General features: G+C 68.1%; 21 protein-coding genes. 15 read left to right on the top strand and 6 right to left on the bottom strand.

What is annotated here, in order from left to right:
- Positions 1-10: 10 nt before the first annotated feature.
- Positions 11-1,648 (bottom strand): FMN-binding glutamate synthase family protein, encoded by a 1,638-nt coding sequence (locus tag ACF66B_RS19560; protein WP_111430563.1) that lies wholly within the window; start codon positions 1,646-1,648, stop codon positions 11-13.
- A gap of 239 nt (positions 1,649-1,887) precedes the next feature.
- On the opposite strand from ACF66B_RS19560, the gene ACF66B_RS19555 reads away from it, so the two are divergent.
- The 9 genes from ACF66B_RS19555 to ACF66B_RS19515 all read left to right on the top strand — a co-directional run bounded on the left by ACF66B_RS19555 (position 1,888) and on the right by ACF66B_RS19515 (position 11,877).
- On the top strand, positions 1,888-2,643 hold the full coding sequence (locus ACF66B_RS19555) for a hypothetical protein (protein WP_162683327.1): 756 nt from the start codon (positions 1,888-1,890) through the stop codon (positions 2,641-2,643).
- A gap of 319 nt (positions 2,644-2,962) precedes the next feature.
- Positions 2,963-4,336 carry a V-type ATP synthase subunit B gene (locus tag ACF66B_RS19550; RefSeq protein ID WP_111430561.1) on the top strand — a complete coding sequence of 458 codons (1,374 nt, stop codon included), beginning with the start codon at positions 2,963-2,965 and terminating at the stop codon, positions 4,334-4,336.
- Positions 4,314-4,913, top strand: a complete 600-nt coding sequence (locus tag ACF66B_RS19545; protein WP_111430560.1) for a V-type ATP synthase subunit D — start codon at positions 4,314-4,316, stop codon at positions 4,911-4,913. Before ACF66B_RS19550 ends, ACF66B_RS19545 begins: the two co-directional genes overlap by 23 nt.
- Complete coding sequence (locus ACF66B_RS19540; RefSeq protein WP_111430559.1) at positions 4,910-6,691, top strand: V-type ATP synthase subunit I; 1,782 nt, start codon at positions 4,910-4,912, stop codon at positions 6,689-6,691. The genes ACF66B_RS19545 and ACF66B_RS19540 overlap by 4 nt, the downstream gene beginning before the upstream one ends.
- A complete protein-coding gene (locus tag ACF66B_RS19535; RefSeq protein WP_111430558.1) occupies positions 6,688-7,131 on the top strand; it encodes an ATP synthase subunit C in 444 nt (147 codons plus the stop codon). Before ACF66B_RS19540 ends, ACF66B_RS19535 begins: the two co-directional genes overlap by 4 nt.
- A complete protein-coding gene (locus ACF66B_RS19530) occupies positions 7,128-7,811 on the top strand; it encodes a hypothetical protein (RefSeq protein WP_111430557.1) in 684 nt (227 codons plus the stop codon). The genes ACF66B_RS19535 and ACF66B_RS19530 overlap by 4 nt, the downstream gene beginning before the upstream one ends.
- A 4-nt stretch (positions 7,812-7,815) precedes the next feature.
- Positions 7,816-8,499 (top strand): hypothetical protein, encoded by a 684-nt coding sequence (locus ACF66B_RS19525; protein WP_111430556.1) that lies wholly within the window; start codon positions 7,816-7,818, stop codon positions 8,497-8,499.
- A 4-nt stretch (positions 8,500-8,503) separates the two neighbouring features.
- Positions 8,504-10,369 carry a V-type ATP synthase subunit A gene (locus tag ACF66B_RS19520; RefSeq protein ID WP_111430555.1) on the top strand — a complete coding sequence of 622 codons (1,866 nt, stop codon included), beginning with the start codon at positions 8,504-8,506 and terminating at the stop codon, positions 10,367-10,369.
- Positions 10,370-10,725: 356 nt separating this feature from the next.
- On the top strand, positions 10,726-11,877 hold the full coding sequence (locus ACF66B_RS19515; RefSeq protein WP_111430722.1) for a muconate/chloromuconate family cycloisomerase: 1,152 nt from the start codon (positions 10,726-10,728) through the stop codon (positions 11,875-11,877).
- A gap of 294 nt (positions 11,878-12,171) precedes the next feature.
- Here the strand turns inward: ACF66B_RS19515 and ACF66B_RS19510 are convergent, their stop codons facing one another.
- From ACF66B_RS19510 to ACF66B_RS19500, 3 genes are all read right to left on the bottom strand, one after another.
- Positions 12,172-13,029, bottom strand: a complete 858-nt coding sequence (locus tag ACF66B_RS19510) for a 3-keto-5-aminohexanoate cleavage protein (protein ID WP_111430721.1) — start codon at positions 13,027-13,029, stop codon at positions 12,172-12,174.
- Positions 13,030-13,247: 218 nt separating this feature from the next.
- Positions 13,248-14,114, bottom strand: coding sequence for an alpha/beta fold hydrolase (locus ACF66B_RS19505; protein WP_111430553.1), 867 nt, complete (start codon positions 14,112-14,114; stop codon positions 13,248-13,250).
- Positions 14,114-14,494, bottom strand: a complete 381-nt coding sequence (locus tag ACF66B_RS19500; RefSeq protein WP_111430720.1) for a hypothetical protein — start codon at positions 14,492-14,494, stop codon at positions 14,114-14,116. The genes ACF66B_RS19505 and ACF66B_RS19500 overlap by 1 nt, the downstream gene beginning before the upstream one ends.
- Before the next feature lie 240 nt (positions 14,495-14,734).
- On the opposite strand from ACF66B_RS19500, the gene ACF66B_RS19495 reads away from it, so the two are divergent.
- From ACF66B_RS19495 to hchA, 6 genes are all read left to right on the top strand, one after another.
- Positions 14,735-15,622, top strand: a complete 888-nt coding sequence (locus tag ACF66B_RS19495; RefSeq protein ID WP_111430552.1) for a dioxygenase — start codon at positions 14,735-14,737, stop codon at positions 15,620-15,622.
- Between the two features lie 88 nt (positions 15,623-15,710).
- Complete coding sequence (locus ACF66B_RS19490; protein WP_111430551.1) at positions 15,711-16,604, top strand: LysR family transcriptional regulator; 894 nt, start codon at positions 15,711-15,713, stop codon at positions 16,602-16,604.
- A gap of 321 nt (positions 16,605-16,925) precedes the next feature.
- Positions 16,926-17,516, top strand: a complete 591-nt coding sequence (gene paoA / locus ACF66B_RS19485; protein ID WP_392665100.1) for an aldehyde dehydrogenase iron-sulfur subunit PaoA — start codon at positions 16,926-16,928, stop codon at positions 17,514-17,516.
- Positions 17,513-18,463: a xanthine dehydrogenase family protein subunit M gene (locus ACF66B_RS19480; protein ID WP_111430549.1), complete on the top strand. Its 951-nt coding sequence runs from the start codon at positions 17,513-17,515 to the stop codon at positions 18,461-18,463. Before paoA ends, ACF66B_RS19480 begins: the two co-directional genes overlap by 4 nt.
- A gap of 4 nt (positions 18,464-18,467) precedes the next feature.
- Complete coding sequence (gene paoC / locus ACF66B_RS19475) at positions 18,468-20,699, top strand: aldehyde oxidoreductase molybdenum-binding subunit PaoC (RefSeq protein WP_111430719.1); 2,232 nt, start codon at positions 18,468-18,470, stop codon at positions 20,697-20,699.
- Positions 20,700-20,780: 81 nt separating this feature from the next.
- Complete coding sequence (gene hchA, locus ACF66B_RS19470) at positions 20,781-21,632, top strand: glyoxalase III HchA (protein WP_111430548.1); 852 nt, start codon at positions 20,781-20,783, stop codon at positions 21,630-21,632.
- 85 nt (positions 21,633-21,717) lie between these two features.
- Here the strand turns inward: hchA and ACF66B_RS19465 are convergent, their stop codons facing one another.
- Both ACF66B_RS19465 and ACF66B_RS19460 read right to left on the bottom strand, forming a co-directional pair.
- Positions 21,718-23,142: an AtzE family amidohydrolase gene (locus ACF66B_RS19465; RefSeq protein WP_111430547.1), complete on the bottom strand. Its 1,425-nt coding sequence runs from the start codon at positions 23,140-23,142 to the stop codon at positions 21,718-21,720.
- Positions 23,135-23,338, bottom strand: coding sequence for a DUF4089 domain-containing protein (locus ACF66B_RS19460; protein ID WP_162683326.1), 204 nt, complete (start codon positions 23,336-23,338; stop codon positions 23,135-23,137). Before ACF66B_RS19460 ends, ACF66B_RS19465 begins: the two co-directional genes overlap by 8 nt.

The raw sequence follows: 23,338 nt of genomic DNA, 5'->3' as shown, positions 1-23,338 counted from the left end.
AGTCTCTCCGTTATCCTGTGGTCGGGATTTCCGGCCTTGCCCTGGCACGGGCTGAAACGAGATCGATCGCCGGGCGGAAGCTGTCGGCGCGGGCCGCCTTCCACCAGTCGGCGTAGAGGGTCTCCTCCGGCGCATCGAGCAGGATGCCCTCGGGGAGGAAGGTGTGGACGCGGTCCATTGCCACGGCCTTCTCGGGCCCTGCCCGGTGCATCAGGTGATGGGCCTCGAGCTCACGCGGGTGCTTGAGGCCGACCGAGGCGATGATCTCGGAAAGTGCCTCGAGCGTCTTGGCATGGAAGCGCGCGGCGCGTTCGCCCTGCACCTCCGGGATGAGACCGCGCTGACGGGCCGGGTTCTGTGTCGTGACCCCGGTCGGACAGGTGCCAAGATGGCAGCGCTGCGCCTGGATGCAGCCGATCGAGAACATGAAGGCGCGGGCGGCGTTGCACCAGTCCGCGCCCTGGGCAATGTTGCGGGCAAGCCCCATGCCGGAATAGACCTTGCCGCTCGCGGCCAGCCGGATCTCGCCCTTGAGCCCGGCGCCGACGAGGGCGTTGCGCATGAGCACAAGCCCCTCGGAGAGCGGCATCCCGACCCAGTCCGAGAGTTCGAGCGGGGCCGCGCCGGTGCCGCCCTCGCCGCCATCGACGACGATGAAATCCGGGTGGATGCCGGTTTCGAGCATCGCCTTCACGATGGCGAAGGGCTCGTGCGGCAGGCCGATGCAGAGCTTGAGGCCGACCGGCTTGCCGCCCGAAAGCTCGCGCATCCGCGCGGCGAACTCGAGCATCTCAACCGGCGTCGAGAAAGCGGAATGGCCGCGGGGCGAGAGGCAGTCCTTGTGGGCGGGGACGTTGCGGATCCGGGCGATTTCCTCGGTGACCTTGGCGGCGGGCAGCAGCCCGCCATGGCCGGGCTTCGCGCCCTGGCTGAGCTTGATCTCGGTCATCTTCACGGCATCGCGGCCCGCGCCATCGCGGAAGCGCTCCGGGTCGAAATGCCCGTCACGGTCGCGGGCGCCGAAATAGCCCGAGCCAAGTTCCCAGACCAGATCGCCGCCATGCTCGAGATGGTGGTCGCTGAGGCCGCCCTCGCCGGTATCGTGGTAGAAATTGCCCTTCAGGGCGCCAAGGTTGAGCGCCTTCACCGCATTGGCCGAGAGCGCGCCGAAGCTCATCGCCGAGATGTTGAGCAGCGAGGCCGAGTAGGGTTTCGTGCACTGACTGCCGCCGACCATCACCCGCGGATCGGTCTCCGGCTCGGGTTCCGGGGCGATCGAATGGCCGATCCAGTGGTATTCCTCGTCATCCGGGTCGCGCTCGGTGCCGAAGGGCTGGGTGTCGGTCTCGCCGCGGGCGCGGGCATGGACGAGGTTGCGCGCCTCGAAGGGGAACGGCGTGCCGTGCAGGTCGTCCTCGACGATATAGGCGCGCAGATAGGGGCGCAGCTTGTAGAAGAGCCAGCGGATCCGCCCGGCGACCGGGTAGTTCCGGGTGATGGTCCAGTGGGTCTGCATCCGGTCGTAGACGCCGAGCAGGACCACGGCGAGGCAGAAGAGCGCGAGCAGCACTGCCCCGGAGGCAAGGGCCGCGATCCCGATAAGCGCCGCGGCAATGGGAATGATGGATCTCTTGAGGGTGTCTAGCAAGCTATCAGCGACGCCGGGGGCGAAGCTCCGTCTGAGGGACAATGGCCGAAACAATCATGCGGCCGGGAGCCTTGTCCATCCCCGCTTCTATGACCGTCCGAATTTCCAACGCAGCAGGCCGGATCGGGTTCCGGCGGAATTTCGCAAGGCCGCCCGGCGCGGCAGGCGTTGATCGGTGCGGTCCCCGCGGGCATTCTATGGCAGACGCTTCGTGTCGTCATGCCGCTGACGGGGCCCGGATGCTGCGTTTCGGAAGAGCTGCTCTGCTCGCAACTGCGCTCTTGGTCGCGCCGGGGATATCCGGCGCGAAGGGCGAAACGCCGATCCGCTTTACGCACGTCGTGGAAGCCGGAGGGCGCAATGTGCCGGTGGCGAGCGAACTCTACATGGCGGCGTTGAGCGACACCGTCATCGCGGTGAAGGTGGCCGGGAACCTCGGCGCGCTGCAGGCCGCGTTGCCCTCGATGTTCTCGAGCGTGCTGGAGAACACCTGCAAGCGCCGGGTGGGCCTCGAGGTGCAGCAGGTGCGCGCCGAGGGCGATCAGGTGCGGCTGCACGGGCGGATCCAGATCCTCGCCTATCGCTGCAGGGATCCCGAGGATTTCGCGACCCGGCAGCGCCTTTTCAGCACCACCAGCGGCTTCGATGCGCTCTTTGACGGACAGATCGTGGAGAACTGCCTCGAGGCATCGCTCGAGGAGCTGACGCTGGAACCAGGCGGTTTCGGGTCACGTATCCTCAATGTCACCGGCCTGACCAGACGGATTGCCGAGCGGGCGCGGGAGGGCGTCAATGCCGCGATCGAGGAGAAGCTCGCCTGCCTCGACCTGCCCGAGGAGTTCCGCATCATCGACACGCGGCTCCGGAGCGGCGGCTTCCGCGATTTCGGCGGCGGCGAGATGGGCTTCGTGGTCAAGGGCACGGTCGATGTGCGGGCGGGCAACGTGATCGCGCTGATCTCTGCTCTGGCCCGGAACGGCCAGCTGCGCGACTGACGCGGCCGCAGCCAGCCCGGCGCTTGTGGCCGCGAGTCGGGCGGTGGCCTATACCGCCACCCCATGCCGCCGGTCTCGGCGAGCCGGCTCTCGCACGCGGTCGCAGCCGCATCGGATCACCGAACTGTGTCCGGCAGGCGCCCCTCAACCGGCAGGAGAGAAGGAAAAACCTCCCGTTCCGGATTGTCCGCCCGAGGCGGCTGGACTAGCCTTGCCCCGGAGCCGGGCGCGTGCTTCCGGTTGCGCCCCGTGCTCCTTGTGACCCCGGCACTTTCCGCCGGCTGGATGGAATTGCAGGCGCCGGACGGCGAAAGAGATCATGGCTCAGAGTCTTCTCCGCTACAGGCGCGTGATAGAGATCGTCGGCGACACGCTGAAGGTGGGTGTGCCCGAGGCCGCCGGAGGCGCCGCGGCCGTCCGGCTCGGCGATCTGGCAACGGTCCGGGGCGTCGACGGCACGCAATCGCTGGCGCAGACGATCAATATCGACGACACCGCCGTGACGTTGCAGATCTTTTCCGGCACCAAGGGGATCTCGACAGGAGCCTCGGCGACGTTTCTCGGCCACCCCATGCAGGTGCCCTATTCCGAAAACATCCTCGGCCGGGTGATGGATGGCTCGGGTCGGACGATCGACGGAGGCCCGGAGCTTTCGGACGAACCGAAGGCGGTCATCGGCGGCCCTTCGGTGAACCCGGTCGAACGCACGGTGCCGGCCCGCATGATCCGGACCGATGTGCCGATGATCGATGTCTTCAACTGCCTCGTGGAGAGCCAGAAGATACCGATTTTCTCTGTTTCCGGAGAGCCTTACAATCCGTTCCTCGCACGGATCGGCATTCAGGCCGATGCCGATGTCGTGGTTTTCGCCGGGCTGGGGCTGATCTTTGACGACTACTACCTCTTCCGGCAGGCCTTCGAGGACGCGGGCGTCTTCGCCCGCACGGTGATGTTCGTGAACCAGGCTTCCGACCCTCTGGTCGAACGGCTCATGGTCCCCGACATGGCGCTGGCGGTGGCCGAGAAATTCGCCGTGGAGGAAGGCAGGCGGGTGCTGGTCCTGATGACCGACATGACCGCCTTTGCCGATGCGATGAAGGAGGTCGGCATCAGCCAGGAGCGGGTGCCCTCCAACCGCGGCTACATGGGCGATCTCTACTCGCAGCTCGCACGCCGCTACGAGAAGGCCTGCAACTTCGCCAAGGGAGGCTCGGTGACGATCCTCACGGTGACGACCATGCCGGGCGACGATGTCACCCATCCGGTGCCGGACAACACCGGCTACATCACCGAGGGCCAGTTCTACCTCCATGACGGCGTGATCGACCCGTTCGGCAGCCTCTCGCGCCTGAAGCAGAACGTGATCGGCAAGGTGACGCGGGAGGATCACGGCCAGATCATGAACACCATGATCCGCTTCTATTCCGAAAGCCGCGAGGCCGCGCAGAAACAGACCATGGCCTTTGAGCTGTCGGATTACGACCACCAGCTCCTGCGCTTCGGCGATCTGTTCCGAGGCCGCTTCATGGACATCAACGTCTCCCTGCCGCTCGAGGAGGCGCTCGACCTCTGCTGGCAGACGCTGGCGGAGTGCTTTCAGCCGGGCCAGTTGCTGATGCGTCAGGCGCTCGTCGACAAGTATTTTCCCGGAGATGCCCCGAAGGTTGCCGATGCCGCGCCTGCAGCTCAATAAGTCCGCGCTCGCGCGTGAACGGACGCAGCTTGCGACCTTCCGGCGCTTCCTGCCCTCGCTGGATCTCAAGCGCCAGCAGCTCCTGGCCGCGCGCGCCGCGGCGCGCGCCGAAGCCGCGCAGGCCGAGGGGGCGGTCGAGGCGCTGGCCCGGCGCGTGGGCCGCGAGGTGCCGATGCTGGCGCTCGAGGATGTCGAACTCGACGGGCTGGTGCAGCTCGCGGATTTCGAGCTCGGAAGCGAGAATGTCGTCGGGACGAAGCTGCCGACGCTCCGGCGCATCGAGGTTCAGGTGCGGGACTATTCCGCCTTCGCCCGGCCGCAATGGGTCGACGCGGTCGCAGCCCTTCTGCACGACATGCTGGAAGCCCGGTTGAAGGTGCAGATCGCGCAGGAACGCGTACGGCTGCTCGACCGCGCCGTGACCACGATCACCCAGCGCGTCAACCTCTTCGAACATGTCCTGATCCCGACCGCGCAGGCCAACATCAAGAAGATCCGCACCGCGCTTGGCGAGGAGGAGATGCAGGCCGTGGTCCGCTCGAAGATCGCCAAGCGCAAGAAGGCCTCCGCGGCATGAGCATCGCGCGGCAGAAGAAGATCTCCGTTCTCGGCCGGACGCAGCAGGAAACCGAGGTGCTTTCGGCGCTGCAGGAGCTCGGCTGCATGCATCTCCTGCCGCTCGGCCCGCCGCCCGCGCATGTCGAGGAGGCGCGGGACCGGACCGCGAAGGACGCCTATGTCGCGCTGCGGTTTCTCGCCGATGCGCCGGAGCGGCGGCGGCAGGTGCGGCGCGATGCGGGCTTCGACATTCACGCCTTCGTGCCGCAGGTTCTCGAGATCCGGGCGCGGCTGCGCGAAACCCTCGACCGCTGCGATTTCCTCGAACACCGGATCGAGGCGGTGCGACCCTGGGGCGATCTGGTCTTTCCGCCGAAGGAAGAGCTCGCCGGCTATCACCTCTGGTTCTACCGGCTGCCGGTCCGGCATCGCGAGGCGCTCGAACGGGTCGAGCTGCCCTGGGAGATCGTCCATACCGACACGAAATTCGCCTATGTGGTCGTGCTCTCGCCCGCCGAGCCGCCGCGCGATCTCCTGCCGGTACCGCGGACGCATGTGGGTGCAAGCCCGATCACCGAGCTCGAGGCGGAGCTCGAGGACACGCGGGTCGCGCTCGAGGAGATCGAGGCCGAGCGCCAGGCGCTGACGCGCTATCTCGACCTGATGCGGCTCAGCATGTCGGCGGCCGAGACGAAGGCGGAGCTCGACTTCGCCCGCCAGCAGGTGCTCTCGGACGATGCGCTCTTCGCGGTGCAGGGCTGGGTGCCGGCGGACCAGGCGGCGGCGGTCGCGCAAGCCGCCGAAGGCCTCGACTGCGCCGTGCTCGTCGAAGACCCCGCACCGGACGACAGGCCGCCCACCCTGCTCGTGCAGCCGGAGACACGCGCGGCCGATGTCGATCTCGGGCTCTTCTACCAGATCCCGGGCTATGACGACTGGGATCCTTCCGTGGTGGTCACCGCCTCCTTCGTGATCTTCTTTGCGATGATCCTCGCCGATGCCGGCTACGGGCTCGTCATCGCGCTGATCGTGCTCCTGCTCTGGCGCCGGCTCGCGGGCTCCGCCCACAGCCGGTCCTGGCGGCGGCTTGTGGTGGCAATTTCCGGGGCGACAATTCTCTTCGGCATGCTGCTCGGAAGCTATTTCGGTGCGAGCCCGCCCAAGGGCAGCCCGCTTGCCAGCCTTCAGCTCATGTCGATCGACGATTTCGCCACCATGATGCGGCTCTCGGTGGGGGTGGGCGTGCTGCATCTGGTGCTCGCCAACGCGATGACCGCGCGGATGCGCCGCGGCAGGACCACCGCCTTCGCGAGCCTCGGCTGGTGTGCCGCCCTGATCGGCGGGCTGGTGCTCTGGCTCGGGGCACCCGCGGCGGGCGGGACGCTGATGGGGCTCGGTCTCGCCGCCGTCTTCGCCTTCAGCAGCGACCGCCCTCTCACCACGCGCACGGACGCGCTCTGGCGGCTGGCCGGCGGGGTGCAGGGGCTTGCCGGCGCCATGGGCGCGTTTGGCGACGTGCTGAGCTACATGCGGCTCTTCGCCCTCGGCCTCGCCTCGGCCTCGCTCGCACTCACCTTCAACGATCTGGCCGGACAGGCGCGCGACGCGGTGCACGGGCTCGGCCTGCTGCTTGCGCTGCTGATCCTGCTGGTCGGTCACGGGCTCAATTTCGCGCTCGCGATCATGAGCGGCGTCGTCCATGGGCTGCGGCTCAATTACATCGAGTTTTTCAACTGGGGATTGTCGGGCGAAGGCATGGCCTTCCGGCCCTTCACCCGGAAGGAGGTTCAGGAATGAACGAGCTTGTCCTGGCCCTGGGCTGGCTGGGGATCTACAGCCCCGTGGCGCTCGGCGCCTGCGGCAGCGCCATCGGCTGCGCCATCGCCGGTCAGGCCGCCATCGGCGCCATGGTCGAGACGGAAGGCGGCTACGGCCGCTTCGTCGGCATGTCGGCGCTCCCCTCGACGATGGTGATCTACGGCATCGTCATCATGTTCTCGCTCAACCGCGCGGTGACGCCCGAAAACGCCGGCGCGCTCTTCGGGATCGGCTTCATGGCCGGGATCGCCTTCTTCGTCACCGGGGTCTGGCAGGGCCGGGCCTGCGCCAGCGCCGTCAATGCCGCCAAGGAAAAGCCCGAGATCTTCGGGCTCTCGCTCGCACCGGCCGCGATCATCGAGGGTTTCGCGGTCTTTGCCTTCGTCTTTGCCCTCGTCATCAGCGGCGGGATCCAATGACCGAGACCTCGAGGATCACATCGCGCGGTGTCGACAAGCTGATCGCGAAGCTCAGGGACGACGGCGTCGCCGCCGGCAGGGACGAGGCCGCGCGCCTGAAATCCGACGCCGAGGCCGAGGCCGCGCGCCTTCTGGCCAGGGCCCGCGCCGAGGCCGACAGCTATCTGGTCAAGGCGAAGAAGGAGGCCGATGCCTATCGCGCCGCCGGCGAGCAGGCGCTGGAAACCTCGATCCGCGATGCGGTGCTGCGCCTCAGGGCCGGGATGGCGGGGCGCTTCCGCGACGAGATGCAGCGCCTCGTGAGCGAGAAGCTCGCCGACGAGGAGATGCTGAAGGCCATGATACTGGAGATCGTCGGCCGGGCCCGCGACAGCCTGGACACCCGCGGGGCGGCGGAGGTGATCCTCCCCGCCGCTGTCGTCGGCGCCGAACAGATCCGCGAGAATGCCGGCGACATCCAGTCCGACCGTCTTACCGGCTATGTCCTGGGGCTGACGAGCGACATGCTGCGGGACGGCGTCACGCTTCTCGCCGCCGACGGCCGGCAGGGCGGCATCCGGGTGCGGTTCCAGGAGGGCGACATCGAACTCGACCTGACCGACGAGGCGGTCGCGGCGCTGCTGCTCGCGCATATGCAGCCGCGGTTCCGCGCCGTGCTCGAAGGCGTGATCCGGGGCTGATGCCGTGGCCGATCCGGATGCCTATGTCGCCCTCATCACCAGCCTTCCGCGCCACGAGGAGCTTTTCGTCGCGAAGCAGCCGCCCCTCTCCCGCCTCCGCCTGGAGATGCGCCTGAAGGCCTTGTCGGTGGAGGATGCCGCGACCCTCGCGACGCTCGAGCATTGCCTGAGCTGGCCCGCCTATGGGCTCGAGACGACCGAGGCGGAGGCCTTCGCCCGCGGCCGGGCGGCGCTGGACGCCGTGCCGCAGCCCGAGCTGCGGAGCATCCTGCGCGACCGGCTGCAGATGCGCACCCTGATTGCCGCCCTGCGCCGCAGGAAGGCGGGCGGCGGCCCACCCCCGGCGCAATGGGGTTTCGGCGGGATCGCCCGGCGGATCGCGGCCAACTGGCAGGAGCCCGCCTTCGGCCTCGAGCGCCCCTACCCCTGGCTCAGCGAGGCGGCGGGGCTGCTCGAGCGTGGCGATGCGTTGGGCTTCGAGCGGCTCGTCCTGACCGAATCCCGCGCGATCACCCGGCGCCGGGCCGAAGGCCACTACTTCGATTTCATCGCCGTCGCGGCCTATGTGCTGATCTGGAACATCCACGATCGCTGGGCACGGGCCAATGCCGCGGCCGCTGCCCGCCGGTTCCATGCGCTGGCCGATGCCGCCCTCGGGGCGCGCACAGACATCTTCGCGGAGAGATAGGATCATGCTTGGCACGCCCATGGCCCGGATTGTCGCGGTCCAGGACGACCTTGTCGAAATCGAAGCCCTCGACGGCCCCGACGGCGCGCCGCACCCGCTGGTGATGAACGAGGTCATCTTCATCCTGCCCACCCGCCCCGGCCCGGGCGGCCGGCAGGAGCGGCTCAAGGCCGAGATCCTGCGGATCGACGGCCGGCGCGCCAAGGCACAGGTCTATGAATCGACGCAGGGCGTCGCGGCCGGCGATCCGGTGGAGCAGTCGGGCGAGCTGCTGTCGGTCGAGCTCGGGCCGGGGCTTCTCGGCGCGGTCTATGACGGGCTGCAAGCGCCGCTCAAGACGCTCGCCAACGAGTTCGGCATCTTCCTGCCGCGCGGCGCCGAGGTGGCCGCACTCAATCCTGAGGCGAGGTGGTCCTTCGATCCGGCCGTCACCCGCGGCGAAAGCCTCCGTGCGGGTGACGTGCTCGGCACGGTGCCCGAAGGGCATATCGCCCACAGGATCATGGTGCCCTTCAACTGGCGCGGCCGCTGGACCGTCGACTGGATCCAGAAGGGCGCGGCGCGCGTGCATGACCCGGTGGCGCGCCTGATCGATGACGAGGGCACCCGGCGCGAGATCACGCTCAGCCAGCGCTGGCCGGTGCGCCGCGCGCTGCCCGAGGCGCTCCTGAAGCAGGCGCTCTCCCGGCGCGACTATCCGTCCGAGCCGATGCTCACCTCGCAGCGGATCATCGACACCTTCTTCCCGATCGCCCGTGGCGGCACCGCCTGCATTCCCGGCCCCTTCGGCGCCGGCAAGACGGTGCTGCAGAACCTGATCGCCCGCAACGCGCAGGTCGATATCGTCATCGTGGTGGCCTGCGGCGAGCGCGCCGGCGAGGTGGTCGAGACCATCGCCGAATTTCCCAAGATGAGCGATCCGGCCACCGGCGGCAGCCTGATGGACCGCACCATCATCATCTGCAACACCTCCTCGATGCCGGTTGCGGCCCGCGAGGCCTCGATCTTCACCGGGCTGACGCTCGGGGAATACTACCGGCAGATGGGCTATCACGCGCTGCTGATCGCCGATTCCACCTCCCGCTGGGCCCAGGCGATGCGCGAGACCTCCGGCAGGCTCGAGGAGATTCCCGGCGACGAGGGCTTCCCCGCCTATCTCGAAAGCCGGATCAAGGGCGTCTACGAGCGCGCGGGCGTCATCACCACGAATGCCGGCGCGACCGGCAGCCTCACCATGATCGGGACGGTCTCGCCCGCGGGCGGCAATTTCGACGAACCTGTCACCCAGGCGACGCTCTCGACCGTGAAGTGCTTCCTTGGCCTCTCGGCCGAGCGGGCCTACCGGCGCTTTTATCCGGCCGTCGATCCGCTGCTCAGCTGGTCGCGCTATCTCGACCAGCTCCGCCCCTGGTACGAGAGCGAGGTCGCGCCCGGCTGGACCGACTGGGTGCGCCGGATGCAGGAGCTTCTGGTCCACGGCAACCAGGTCGGCCAGATGATGCAGGTCACGGGCGAGGAAGGGATCACGATGGAGGATTTCGTGACGCAGCAGAAGGCGCTCTTCCTCGACATGGTCTATCTCCAGCAGGATGCCTTCGACAGGGTGGATGCCTGCGTCCCGCTCCCGCGGCAGAAGCTGACCTTCGATCTGGTGCGGGAGATCATCAACAAGCCGTTCACCTTCCGGGACAAGGCGGAGGCGCGCACGTTCTTCACCGCGTTGACAAGCGATTTCAGGAACTTCCACTACGCCGTTGAAGCGACACCCGATTATCGGAGCTACCTCGCAAGCATCGCCCGCCGCGCCGGTCTCACTCTCCCGGCCGAGGCCGGAGAGGACGCCCCCGAACCGCCCGCCGCCCCATCCTGAGCGGTGGGGGCGAGGCGCGCCTGCCCCTCGGGCCGGGAGTTGATACCGAGGGGCCAGCCAAGCCGGCAGCGGCGTGAAACCGCGGGCATTCATGATATGTTAACTGCCAAAATCCATTAAAATCAATGCGCTTTCCGGATTTTCACGGTGAAACGCCCCCTTTTCACGCTCAACCCCGCCGCGCCGGGCACGCACCGGCGACCCTGGGAAGATGGCCCGGAGGGAAGCCGCTCCTCAGGCTGCGCCGTCCTCGAGATCCGGCCCCGGTATGGCGTGAGACCATAACAGTCATCGACGCGACCGGCTTGCGGCAGGCAACTTCCATACCGACACGAGGCACATTTCAGGTGATCCGGATGACAAAGATCGAGCGGATAGAGACGCAAATCATCGACCTGCCGACCATCCGCGGGCACGTGCTGTCGATGACCACCATGGTCTCCCAGTCCATCGTCCTCGTGCGGGTGCGGTTCTCGGACGGCTCCGTGGGCCTTGGCGAGGGCACGTCGATCGGCGGGCTCAGCTATGGTGCGGAAAGCGCCGAGAGCATCAAGTCGGCGATCGACACCTACATCGCCCCGCTCCTCGAGGGCATGGATGCCGACAATATCAATGCCGCCCGCGGCCGGATCGAGAAGGCGGTGCGCGGCAATCCGATCGCGCGATGCGCCGTCGAGATCGCGCTCTGGGATGGGCTCGGGCGCCGCCTCGGGGTTCCGGTGGCCCAGCTCTTCGGCGGCACCGTCCACCCCGCGATGGATGTCGCCTGGACCCTTGCCTCGGGCAATTCCGACCGTGACGTCGCCGAAGCCGAGGAGATGCTCGCCCGCCGCCGGCATCGCCAGTTCAAGCTCAAGATCGGCAAGCGCGAGGTGCGCGAGGACATCGCCCATGTCGGCCGCATCTGCGCCGCAATCGGCGATCGCGCCCGCATCACCGTCGATGTGAACCAAGCCTGGGATCTGCATCAGGCACGATGGGGCCTCAAGGGGTTGCAGGAGATCGGCGTGGCGATGGTCGAACAGCCGATCGACGCGCGCATGGGCGAAAGCCTCAGGATGCTCTCGGACACCTACGAGATCGCCGTCATGGCCGACGAGGCGCTTCAGGGGCCGGTCGATGCCATGCGGCATGCCGCGGGGCACCGCACCGACGCCTTCGCGGTGAAGATCGCGCAGTCCGGCGGGCTGGCGCGGGCCTCCGAGGTCATCTCGATTGCCGCAGCCGCCGGGATCGGCCTTTATGGCGGCACGATGCTCGAGGCAGGGATCGGCACGGCCGCTGCTCTCCAGCTCTTCTCGACCGTCGAGACGATGTTCTGGGGCACGGAACTCTTCGGGCCGTTGCTTTTCAAGGACGAGATCCTGGCCGAGCCGCTCCGATACGCCGATTTCCAGGTCCACCTTCCCGCAGGGCCCGGTCTCGGGGTCGCCCTCGATGAGGACAAGATTGCCCATTACACCCGCGGCCGCGTCGCCCCCGTCAGCATCCCCGTCAAGGCGATCTGAGCAGCAATCCGGGCCCACGGGCGGGCCCGCCAAGGGCGCCCGTGCCGAAGCGGACGCCCGCCCTCATCCGCTCGCAACCGCCTTCGGGACACGTGCGAGCAGCCTGTCGAAATGCCCGGTCAGGCCCACCGCGCGAATGACGGGCGCCGAAACGATACAGGCCGCAACCACGCCCGACATCGGCAGGCCCGGCCCGACGGTGCCGAGCGGGCGGCAATCACGGGCGCGGACGCATCCCGAAGGAGCCGGGAGGCGCCGTTCAGCCCCGGACCGGCCGGCACCCCGACAACGTCCTCACGCATCGGCGAGTGCGGCGATCGGCAGGCCCAGAAGCCTGCGGGCCTGCTGCCAGGTGGCAACCGGGCGCTCGTATTTCTCGCAAAGCGCGGTGACCCGGGAAACGAGCGCGGCATTGGAGGGCGCAAGCCTGTCGCGGTCGAGGCGCACGTTATCCTCGAGCCCGGTGCGCGCATGCCCACCGCTCGCCACGCACCATTCGTTGAGCACGATCTGGTTCGGTCCGATCCCGGCGGCACACCATTCCGCGTCCGGTGCCAGCCGCTCGACGGTGCGGATGTAGTAGTCGAAGACATCCCGGTCGACCGGCATCGCGTTCTTCACGCCCATCACGAACTGGATGTAGAGCGCCGCCGGTATGCGCCCGTCGCGACGCATCGCCACCGCCTGATGAATATGGCTGAGATCGAAGGCCTCGATCTCGGGCTTCACGCCATGGGTCCGCATTTCGGCCGCGAGCCAATCGACGAGATCGGGCGGGTTCTCGTAGACGCGGGTCGGGAAGTTGTTGGACCCGACCGACAGCGAGGCCATGTCCGGGCGCAGCGAGAGCATGCCGCCCCGCGAGCGCCCTGCCCCCGAACGGCCACCGGTCGAGAACTGCACGATCATCCCGGGGCAGTGGCGGCGAAGCTCTTCCAGCAGGCGGCCAAACCGCTCGGGATCCGAGGAAGGCGTGCCGTCGTCGTTGCGGACATGGGCGTGGACGATGGCGGCGCCCGCCTCGAAGGCTTCCTGCGTGCTCTCGACCTGTTCCGCGACCGTGATCGGCACGGCCGGATTGTTCGCCTTGGTTGGCAGGCTGCCGGTGATCGCAACGCAGATGATGCAGGGTTTCTCGGTCGGCTTGGTCATGATCGGGCCTTCTTCATGGATGCGCGGCACGCCGGTCGCGGCTCTGCGCCGCGACGCGGGTCGTTTCTTCGGGAGAGGCAGGCTCCGCTCGGGTGAGGAAGCCCGGGAGGCCCGGACAACGACCGGCCTCGCGATTCCCGCACCCTTCGCAGGGTGCGCCGGACCTGCTGCCGCTCATGGCCTTCCTCCGGTGATCTGGTGTCTGGTGTCGTGATCCGTCAGGCTGCAGCCTCGGCCCGAGCCTTCCCGGCCGGCATCTTCGCCAGCGCCTCGATGAAGAACGGCCGGAAGCCCTCCGGGTGCTCGCTCATCGGGAAATGGCCGAGCTCGTCCATCACCGCGAGGGTCGCGCCGGGGATCGCATCCGCCGTGCGCTGCGCATCCTCCGGCGTGCAGGTGAGATCATAGGCGCCGACGATGATGTGGACCGGGGTCTTGGCGGTGTCGATCCGGCCGAGCCGGCCGATCAGGCTGTCGTCCTTCGTGTAGAAGCTCAGATCGCCGCGGAAGACACCCGGCCCGGACGCCATGAACATCCAGAGCGTGTTCCAGCGCTCCACGTCCGGGGCATGGGGCGAGATATTGGCGGAGACGAGGGCCGCGCCCATCTCGCCGCCATGGGCATCAGGGCGGTGGAACCAGTCGATGTCATACCAGGCGGGCTGGAAATCCGATGCCTCGATCGCGATGAAACCCGAGAAGCGGCCGGGATGCAGCGCGGCGAGCTGGAGCGCGATCCGCCCGCCCATCGAGCAGCCGGCAAGGACGGGCCGCTCCAGCCCGAGCGCATCGATCACGGCGAGGATCGTCTCGATATAGGCCTCGGTGGTCAGCAGGTATTCCTCGGTCTGGAAGCCCTCGGGGGGCAGTGACTTGCCGTGCCAGGGCATGTCGAAGGCAATGAGACGGTTCGCCGCGGTGACCTCGGCATCGTTCATCAGATGGCGCCACTGCCGCGTATCGGCACCCGCGGTATGGAGGCAGAGCACGGGACGCCCTTGCCCGGCTTCCTCGAAATAGATCCGGAGCGCGCGGCCCTCGACCTCGACGGTGACATAGCGTCCGGTGATCGCCTCGATGCCCATCATGCGGCCTCCTTCGCCATCTCGCGCGGCAGCGCCATGAATTCCTTGAAGAAGCGCAGGTTCTTCACGAGGCTGAGAATGTCTCCCGCCACCTGTCCGCGGCCCATCTTCACCAGACCGAACAGGTCGTGAAACCCGGGCTTCGGGACCGGACGCCAGAATTCGGCAAGCGCCTCGGCATCGGTGAGGAGCGCGAAGCGGTAGGGTGTCTTGCGGCTTGGGCCCGGCGTGATCGCCTCCAGGCGGCCCTTCTCGAAGGTGAGGTAGTATTCGTCGCCATCGACGGAGAGGAGCACGGTCTCGCAGAAGAGACGCCCGAGCCGCAGCAGGTGCGGCGTGGCGTTGAGCCGGGCCTGCATCATGGCCAGTTGGTCGATCATGTTTCCTCCGCGCATCGGGTGTCCGCTTTTCCCGAACCTGCGCTTTCAGGGCGCCCGCGGCAATGTCCCGGCCGGTATGCCGCGATACCTTCGCGGGCGCCCTGCGGCGCGGCGGTTCCAGAGTATTGCGCGATACCGAGAAAGGCATTGGTCGGGCGCGGCAATGGGCGGATGGTCCACGGACAGAACAACAGGCTGCGCCGCAGGAATCGTGGCGAGCTCGATAGCGGAGGAAATGTGATGGCAAAGGTCACACTCGAGAATATCACCGATGTCGTCATCGGCTCTCTCGGCCAGAACGGTGAGATCACCGAACGCCAGCGGGAGATCATGACGGCGCTCATCCGGCACCTGCACGGCTTTGCCAAGGACGTGAAGCTGCAGCATTACGAGTTCATGGCAGCCTGCGACTACCTCGCCCGCGCCGGCCAGACCTGCTCGGACAAGCGGCAGGAATTCATCCTCCTCGGCGATATCCTCGGCTTCGAAGTGCTCGTCGACATGCTCTCAAACGAGGTCTCCGGCAACGAGAGCGAAAGCACGGTGCTCGGCCCGTTCTACCGCCACAATCCGCCGGTGCTGCCCAAGGGCGCATCGGTCGTGCAGAAGCATTTCGAGGGCGAGGAAACGGTCTATTTCGAGGGCTATGTGCGCGATGCGGACGGCAGCCCGCTTCAGGGCGTGATCCTCGACGTCTGGGAAGACGCCCCGAACGGCCTTTACGAGAACCACGACCCCGACCAGCCGGACTACAACCTCCGCGGCCGGTTCGAGACCGACGCGGACGGGCACTATGCCTTCCGCGCGCTGCGGCCCGTGCCCTATCCGATCCCGGACAACGAAACCGCGGGCGAGCTTCTGCGCTTCATGGGGCACCATCCGAACCGCCCCGGCCACATGCATTTCATCCTGAGCAAGGACGGACACCGCCCGCTGATCAGCCAGATCTATGACAGCTCTTCCGAGTGGCTCGACAACGACTCCGTGTTTGCGGTGAAGGACAGCCTCGTGGGCGAATTCGAGCCTGCGGGCGAGGATCTCGACACCGACCTGCACGTGCGGTTCGACTTCGTCCTGAAGGCGGAGAAGACGGAACAGAAGGTCGCGGAGGAGGTCGCTGCGGAATAGTCCCGCGTTCCTCTCCGGTTATGGGGCGCCTGCATGTCGGGCGCCCTTTTTTTCGTGTAGGCTTCCCCATGCCGGGAGGGCGACGCTGATGAACTTCAAACAGCTGAAATATTTCATGGCCCTTGCCGAGGAGCTGCATTTCGGGCGCGCCGCGGAACGGCTGGGGATCGCCCAGCCGCCGCTCTCGCGCCAGATCAAGCAGTTCGAGGAAGAGCTCCAGGCGGTCCTCTTCGACAGGGGCCGGAGCGCGATCACGCTTACCCAGGCAGGCGAACGGCTCCGCCTGCGCGGCCAGACCATTCTCGATCTGATCGAGGATACCCGGCTCGAGGTCCGCCGTATCGGCCAGGGCGCGGAGGGGCGGCTCCGGATCGGGTTCGTGGGCTCCTCGACCTACGGGATCCTGCCCAACATCATCAAGTCGTTCCGGGCGAACTTCCCGCAGATCGCGCTGAGCCTCATTCCGATGAACAATGCCCAGCTCCACCGCAAGCTGGTCGCCCGCGAAATCGACGTGGCCGTCGCCCGGCCCGCGCTGGTGGATGCCGAGCTGGCCAAGCTCAAGCTCCGGGACGAGCCGCTGATCCTCGCGGCGCCCGACACGATCGACACCGGCATGCGCAAGACCGTGAGCCTCGCGACGCTCGCCGACCAGAACTTCATCCTCTATCCGGAATATCCCCGCCCAAGCTATGCGGACTTCGTGCTGTCGTGTTGCGAGCGGCAGGGCGTGGAGGTCAGGAAGCGGGTCTTCACCATGGATCTCCAGACCGCGCTGAGCCTTGTCGCCATCGGCGAAGGCATCGCCATCGTGCCGGAATCGGTGGGAAGCGCCACGCGGAACGGCATCCGCTACCTCCCCTTCGACCCCGCGCTCGGCACGACGGAGCTTTCGCTGAATTACCGGCTCGACGAGCGGGGCGTCCATGTCCGCACGTTCGTCGAGATCGCGCGGAAGGTCGCGCGCAAGCCCTTCGAGTGAGAGGGAGCGGAAAGGCCCTCAGGCGGGGGCCGTCCATGGTGTGGCGGCGGTGAAAATGGGGCGTTTCACCGTGAAAATGGAAAACCGCCTTTGATTTCATTGAATTTTCGTAGTTAACATATCATGAATGCGCGCTGCCCGAGGGCTGGGGCGACGACCTTCGCGACGGGGTGCCGGCCGGTCTGCGCGCCGCCGCGACACGGGCATGGCGGCAAGAGCGCCGCGCGGCCGAGGCCTTCGAACCGGATTTGGTCGCGGCGTGACGGAACCTCTCCCTCCTTCGGCGGTTGACCCGCAAAGCTTACTGCCGGGCGTGTCCCGATCGGTGGCGCGCGGGGTCCTTCGGGGCACGCGTTTGCAACGGAAGGGAGTGCAATGGCACCAGCAAGTTCCACCACCTCGATGAAGGTCTCGTTCAGGGTCAACGGCACGCCGCGGGAGCTGGAGCTCGATCCGCGCGTCACGTTGCTCGATGCGCTCCGCGAGCATCTGCACCTGACCGGGGCAAAGAAGGGCTGCGATCACGGCCAGTGCGGCGCCTGCACCACGATCGTGAACGGGGCGCGGATCAACGCCTGCCTCAGCCTCGCGGTGATGCATGCGGGCGACGAGATCACCACCATCGAGGGCATCGGCCAGCCCGACGCGCTGCATCCGCTGCAGGCCGCGTTCATCGAGCACGACGGCTATCAGTGCGGCTATTGCACGCCGGGCCAGATCTGTTCGGCGTTGGCGATGCTGGAGGAGATCGACCGCGCCGTGCCGAGCCATGTCCAGGAGGACCTCCTGCAGAAGGCCGGGATCACCGAGGCCGAGATCCGCGAACGGATGAGCGGCAACATCTGCCGCTGCGGCGCCTATGCCAACATCGTCGCCGCCATTCTGGAGATCGCGGAGGGAGAGACGGCATGAAGGCCTTCAGCTACGAACGCGCCCGGAGCCCGCAGCAGGCCGCGGCGGTGGTCGCCGCCAATCCCGAAGCCCGCTTCATCGCCGGGGGCACCAATCTCATCGACCTGATGAAGCTCCAGATCGAGGCGCCGCGCCATCTGGTCGACGTGCAGGATCTCGACCTGCACCGGATCGAGGCGAAGGAGGACGGCGGCCTGCGCATCGGCGCGCTGGTCTCGAACACGGCGCTGGCGACGGATGAACGCATCCGGCGCGATTACGGCGCGGTCGCCCGGGCCATCATGGCCGGTGCCAGCGGCCAGTTGCGCAACAAGGCGACGACGGCGGGGAACCTGCTTCAGCGCACGCGCTGCCCCTATTTCTATGACACGGCACAGCGCTGCAACAAGCGCGCGCCCGGCTCGGGCTGCGCGGCGATCGAGGGGTTTTCACGCGGCCTCGGGGTGATCGGAACCTCGGAGCACTGCATCGCGACCTATCCGGGGGACATGGCCGTCGCGCTGCGGCTCTTCGAGACCGTGGTGGAAACGGTGGATGCCGAGGGCGCGGTGCGGATGATCCCGCTGGCGGAGTTCCATCGCCTGCCCGGCACCACGCCGGAGCGCGATACCGTGCTGGAACAGGGCGAATTCATCACCGCGGTCCATCTTGGGCCACCGCCGGAGGGCCGGCAGTTCTACCAGAAGGTCCGCGACCGGGCCTCCTACGCCTTTGCGCTGGTGTCCGTGGCCGCCCTCCTCCGGCCCGACGGGACCGGGCGGGTGGCCTTCGGGGGCGTCGCGCCGCGGCCGTGGCGGGTGGAAGAGGCCGAGGAGCTTCTCCCGCAGGGCGCGCGAGCCGTGACCGACCGCGCCTTCCGCGACGCGCGGCCGACGGCCGGGAACGCCTTCAAGCTGCCGCTTGCCACCCGCACGCTGGCGTATGTCATGGCGCAGGCGAAAGGCTGAGATGATGAAATTCGACAGACCCGCAGAGCGCAATCCCATCGACGATCAGACGGTCGTCGGGCAGCCGACGTCGCGCATCGACGGCGCGCTGAAGACGACCGGGCAGGCCCGCTATGCCTATGAGCAGCACGATGTGGTGCCGGATCAGACCTACGGCTATCTGGTCGGCGCGGGCATCGCCCGGGGCCGGATCCGGGCCATCGACAGCCGCGCGGCGCGCGACCTGCCGGGGGTGATCGAGGTCATCACCTGGGAAAATGCCGGCGATGTGACCTATCCCGGCGGCGGCACGCCCGATTATCTCGCCGGGCCGGAGATCCAGCATTACCATCAGGCGGTGGCGCTGGTGGTGGCCGAGAGCTTCGAGGCGGCCCGCGACGGCGCCTTCCTGCTCGAGATCAGCTATGACCGCGCGCCGGGGCGCTATGCGCTGCCTTCCCTTGCCGAGGGCGACTGGCCGGCGCCGGACGAGGCGCGCGAGGGGCTCGAGCCCGTCGACAGCGACACGGTCGGCGATTTCGAGGCGGCCTTCGCGGCGGCGCCGGTGCGGATCGAGCAGCGCTACCAGACGAGCCACGAGAGCCACGCGATGATGGAGCCCCATGCCACGATCGCGCATTGGGCCGATGGCCGGCTGACGCTCTGGACCGCGACCCAGATGGTCGGCTGGGCGCAGCGGTCGCTGGCCCGGCTGTTCGGGATCGAGAAGAGCGATGTCCGGGTGATCGCGCCCTATGTCGGCGGCGGTTTCGGGGCGAAGCTCGCGATCCAGTCCGATGCCGTGCTCGCGGCCATGGCCGCGCGCAAGGTCGGCCGGCCGGTCAAGGTGGCGCTGACGCGGCCGATGGTGATGAACAACACCACCCACCGCTCGGCCACGCTCCAGCGCGTGCGGCTGGGGGCCGAGCGCGACGGGCGGCTGACGGCGATCGCGCATCAGGGCATCTCGGGCAATCTGGCCGAGGGGCGGCACGAGCCGGCGGTCTCCCAGACGAAGCTGCTCTATGCCGGGGCAAACCGGCTCACGGCGATGCACATGGCGATCCTCGATCTGCCCAAGGCGAGCGACATGCGCGCCCCTGGCGAGGCGCCGGGGCTGATGGCGCTCGAGGTCGCGATGGACGAACTTGCGGAGGCGCTCGGGATGGACCCGGTCGAGCTCCGCATCCGGAACGACACCCAGAGCGATCCGGCCGACCCGGAGCGGCCGTTTTCCGAGCGGCATCTGGTCGAGTGCCTGCGGACGGGGGCCGAGCGGTTCGGCTGGTCGGAGCGCAGCACGACCCCCGGCACGCGGCGCGACGGCGACTGGCTCCTCGGGATGGGGATGGCCGCGGGCTATCGCGACAACCTGGTCCGGCAGTCGGCGGCGCGCATCCGGCTGGAACAGGACGGCAGCCTGACGGTCGAGACCGATATGACGGATATCGGCACCGGCTCCTACACCATCCTGGCCCAGACCGCCGCCGAGATGCTGGGCGTGCCGCTCGGGCGGGTCGCTGTCCGGCTGGGGGATTCGGATTTCCCGCTCAGTGTGGGTTCGGGCGGGCAATGGGGTGCCAACAACGCGACCGCCGGTCTTTATGCCGCCTGTGTCCGGTTGCGGGCGATGATCTGCGAGATGCTGCAGATGCCGGAGGCCGAGGCGCAGTTTGCCGATGGCGCGGTGACCGGGGCCGGGCGCAGGGTGGAGCTCGCGGAACTGGTGCGCGATGAGGCGATCAGCGCCGAGGATCGCATCGAATACGGCGATCTCGACGAGACCCATCAGCAGGCGACCTTCGCGGCGCATTTCGTGGAGGCGGCGGTCAATGCCTGGACGGGCGAGGTGCGGCTCCGCCGGATGCTCTCGGTCTGCGATGCCGGGCGGATCCTCAATCCGAAGACGGCGCGGAGCCAGGTGATCGGGTCGATGACCATGGGGATCGGCTCGGCGCTGATGGAGGAGCTCGCGGTCGATGCCGGGGCGGGCTTTTTCGTCAATCACGATCTCGCCGGCTACGAGGTGCCGGTCCATGCCGACCTGCCGGAGCAGGAGGTGATCTTCCTCGATCATCCCGACGCCTTCTCCTCGCCGATGAAGGCCAAGGGGGTCGGGGAGCTGGGGCTCTGCGGCGTCGGCGCGGCGATCGCCAACGCCCTCTACAACGCCACGGGCATCCGGCTGCGGGAGTATCCGCTGACGCTCGACGGGATGCTGGAGCGGCTTCCTCCGCTCGCGCCGCCCGGGCCCTAGCCAGGGGCGCCCGGCGTCTTGAACGCCGCGGAGGAGCCCCCAGCTTTCAGGGTCCAGGACCAACATTGAGGGGAGAATCCCATGACCGACACGGACAAAACCGACAGGAAACCACAGCCCGATCCGGCCGAGGAGAACGCGTTTTTCCCCTCGCCCTATTCGCTGAGCCAGTTCACCGCGCCGAAATCCGATCTTTCCGGCGCGGACTATCCGGAGCCCTACACGGGCAACCGGAAGATCCTGATGATCGGCGCCGACGAGCGCTATCTGCTGACCGACAACGGCAGTTTCTTCTCGACCGGCAACCATCCCGTCGAGACGCTCCTGCCGATGTATCATCTCGACAAGGCGGGCTTTGCCTTCGATGTGGCCACGGTTTCGGGCAATCCGGTGAAATTCGAGTTCTGGGCGATGCCCTCCGAGGATGAGGAGATCAAGGGCCTCTTCGCGCGCTACAGCCCGCAGTTCCGGCAGCCGCTGAAGCTCGCCGATCTGGTCGCCGGGGGGCTCGACGACTATGCCGCGCTCTTCATTCCGGGCGGGCATGGCGCGCTGATCGGCCTGCCCGAAAGCCGGGATGTCGGCGCGGCGCTCGAATGGGCGGAGGAGGAGGATCGCTTCGTGATCTCGCTCTGCCACGGTCCGGCGGCCTTCCTGGCGGTGGGCGAGAGCGGCATCTACCGGGGCCGCAAGATCTGCGCCTTCCCCGATGCGATGGACGCCCAGACCCCCGATATCGGCTACATGCCCGGCCATCTGACCTGGAAGTTCGGGGAGGCGCTGCAGTCCATGGGCTTCGAGCTCGTGAACGACGACATCTCGGGGGCGGTGCATCGGGATGGCCGGCTGCTGACCGGCGACAGCCCGATGGCCGCCAATCCGCTCGGCCAGCTCGCGGCGAAGACCATGCTGGAGGAGCTCGCCCAGGGATGATCCCGCCCTGCCCCAGCGACTTCGCCGGGACCGGGCGCATGACATCGGCCAGAGGGAGACCGGCAGCGTTGCGCCCTGCATTGATCTAGGCGACGGCCTGGGCGCGGACGCCGCCGGGCGCGTGGGCGGTCGCGACGCCTCTTGCCTCGAGCGCATGGCCGACCTTCAGCGCGAGATCCTCGCGCCAGGGGGGCGCGATGATCTGAACCCCGATGGGCAGCTCGCCCGGGCGGAAGACGGGGACGGTGACTACCGGGAGGCCGATGCAGGAGAAGGGCTGCGAGAGCAGGCCGAGGCTCGGGCGCAGGGGCAGCTTCCGGCCGGCGAGATCGAGCACCGTCTCGCCGCGCCGCGGGGCCGGAACGGGGGTCGCGGGCACGATCAGCACATCGGCGACGCTGAAGGCGGCCAGCGCCTGTGTCAGCCACCAGGCCCGCACCCTTTGCGCGCGCGCGACCCAGGCGGCGGGCAGAAGCGCGCCGGCGAGAAAGCGGTCCCGCGTGTCCGGGTCATAGTCCTGCGCCCGGCTGCGGAGCCGCTCGATGTGAAAGGCCGCGCTTTCCGAATTGGTGATGAGATAGGCGGCGGCGCGCCCGGCCTCGGCGGCATCGAGATCGACCCGCATGATCTGGCCGGAACCCGGCAGCCCTTGCAGCACGCGGCCGACGGCCTCCCGCGCCTCCGGCCCGTAGCGGGTCTCGAACCAGCCGCCCGGAACGCCGATCCGCAACCGCCCCGGCCCGTCGGCGAGCGCGGGCAGCGCGGGCTCCACGCCGCGCCGGGTGCAGGCATGATCGCCCCCGTCCGGCCCCTGCATCGCGTCATAGGCCAGCGCGAGATCCCTGACGGACCGGGCGAAGGGGCCGAGGTGGTCGAGACTGTCGACGAAGGAAAAGGTCCGCGTCCGGGGCAGCCGGCCGTAGGTCGGTTTCAGGCTGAAGACGCCGCAGAGCGAGGCCGGGACGCGGAGCGAGCCATTGGTATCGGAGCCGAGCGAGATCGGCGCCATGCCGGCCGCGGTCGCGGCGCCCGAGCCCGAGGACGAGCCACCGCTCATCCGCTCCGGATCATGGGGGTTCCGGACCGCGCCGTCATGGGCATTCTCGCCGGTGAAATCGTAGGCATATTCGCCCATGCCGAGGGCGCCGACGAGAATGGCCCCGGCCGCCCGCAGCCGCTCGACGAGCAGGGCATCGCGGCTGGCGGGCGTGCGGTCGCGATTGATCTTCGATCCGCAGAGCGTCGGAAGGCCCTTGATATCGAAGAGATTCTTGACCGCGAACGGGACACCTGCGAGCGGGCCCGGCGCCGCGCCCGCCGCGATGGCCCGGTCGAGGGCCGCGGCTTCGGCGCGGGCGCGCTCCGCCGTCACGGCGGTGAAGGCATTGATCCGCGGATCGACCGCGGCAATCCGCCCGAGTGTCGCCTCGATGACGCTTGCCGCCGTCCGCCGGCCGCTCCGGACAGCCTCGGCGATCTCGTGGGCCTGGGCCCAGGGAAGATCAGTCATCCTTCCCTCCCGCGAAGGCATCCGGGCTGTAGACCGGCGCCATCACCAGCTCGGCGTCATCAAGCGCCACCGTTTCGAGGAGCTGTGCCATTTCCGCGGCGAGGCCGAGGAACCGGACGACGCCGGGCTTCCAGTCCGGCGTGACGGGGAGGTCGATGACCTCCGCCGCCACGTCCACGTATCTGTCGAGATCCAC

The organism is Amaricoccus sp. B4 (assembly GCF_043226085.1).
Classification (GTDB): domain Bacteria; phylum Pseudomonadota; class Alphaproteobacteria; order Rhodobacterales; family Rhodobacteraceae; genus Amaricoccus.
Note: the sequence above shows the minus strand (reverse complement) of the source record. Positions and strands in the feature narration are given on the sequence as shown.

Bases quoted from the DNA above. Each gene is read 5' to 3' on its own strand.
- ACF66B_RS19555 (WP_162683327.1), top strand. From the start codon at position 1,888: ATGCTGCGTTTCGGAAGAGCTGCTCTGCTCGCAACTGCGCTCTTGGTC.
- ACF66B_RS19550 (WP_111430561.1), top strand. From the start codon at position 2,963: ATGGCTCAGAGTCTTCTCCGCTACAGGCGCGTGATAGAGATCGTCGGC.
- ACF66B_RS19545 (WP_111430560.1), top strand. From the start codon at position 4,314: ATGCCGCGCCTGCAGCTCAATAAGTCCGCGCTCGCGCGTGAACGGACG.
- ACF66B_RS19540 (WP_111430559.1), top strand. From the start codon at position 4,910: ATGAGCATCGCGCGGCAGAAGAAGATCTCCGTTCTCGGCCGGACGCAG.
- ACF66B_RS19535 (WP_111430558.1), top strand. From the start codon at position 6,688: ATGAACGAGCTTGTCCTGGCCCTGGGCTGGCTGGGGATCTACAGCCCC.
- ACF66B_RS19530 (WP_111430557.1), top strand. From the start codon at position 7,128: ATGACCGAGACCTCGAGGATCACATCGCGCGGTGTCGACAAGCTGATC.
- ACF66B_RS19520 (WP_111430555.1), top strand. From the start codon at position 8,504: ATGCTTGGCACGCCCATGGCCCGGATTGTCGCGGTCCAGGACGACCTT.
- ACF66B_RS19515 (WP_111430722.1), top strand. From the start codon at position 10,726: ATGACAAAGATCGAGCGGATAGAGACGCAAATCATCGACCTGCCGACC.
- ACF66B_RS19510 (WP_111430721.1), bottom strand. From the start codon at position 13,029: ATGACCAAGCCGACCGAGAAACCCTGCATCATCTGCGTTGCGATCACC.
- ACF66B_RS19505 (WP_111430553.1), bottom strand. From the start codon at position 14,114: ATGGGCATCGAGGCGATCACCGGACGCTATGTCACCGTCGAGGTCGAG.
- ACF66B_RS19500 (WP_111430720.1), bottom strand. From the start codon at position 14,494: ATGATCGACCAACTGGCCATGATGCAGGCCCGGCTCAACGCCACGCCG.
- ACF66B_RS19495 (WP_111430552.1), top strand. From the start codon at position 14,735: ATGGCAAAGGTCACACTCGAGAATATCACCGATGTCGTCATCGGCTCT.
- ACF66B_RS19490 (WP_111430551.1), top strand. From the start codon at position 15,711: ATGAACTTCAAACAGCTGAAATATTTCATGGCCCTTGCCGAGGAGCTG.
- ACF66B_RS19480 (WP_111430549.1), top strand. From the start codon at position 17,513: ATGAAGGCCTTCAGCTACGAACGCGCCCGGAGCCCGCAGCAGGCCGCG.
- paoC (WP_111430719.1), top strand. From the start codon at position 18,468: ATGAAATTCGACAGACCCGCAGAGCGCAATCCCATCGACGATCAGACG.
- hchA (WP_111430548.1), top strand. From the start codon at position 20,781: ATGACCGACACGGACAAAACCGACAGGAAACCACAGCCCGATCCGGCC.
- ACF66B_RS19465 (WP_111430547.1), bottom strand. From the start codon at position 23,142: ATGACTGATCTTCCCTGGGCCCAGGCCCACGAGATCGCCGAGGCTGTC.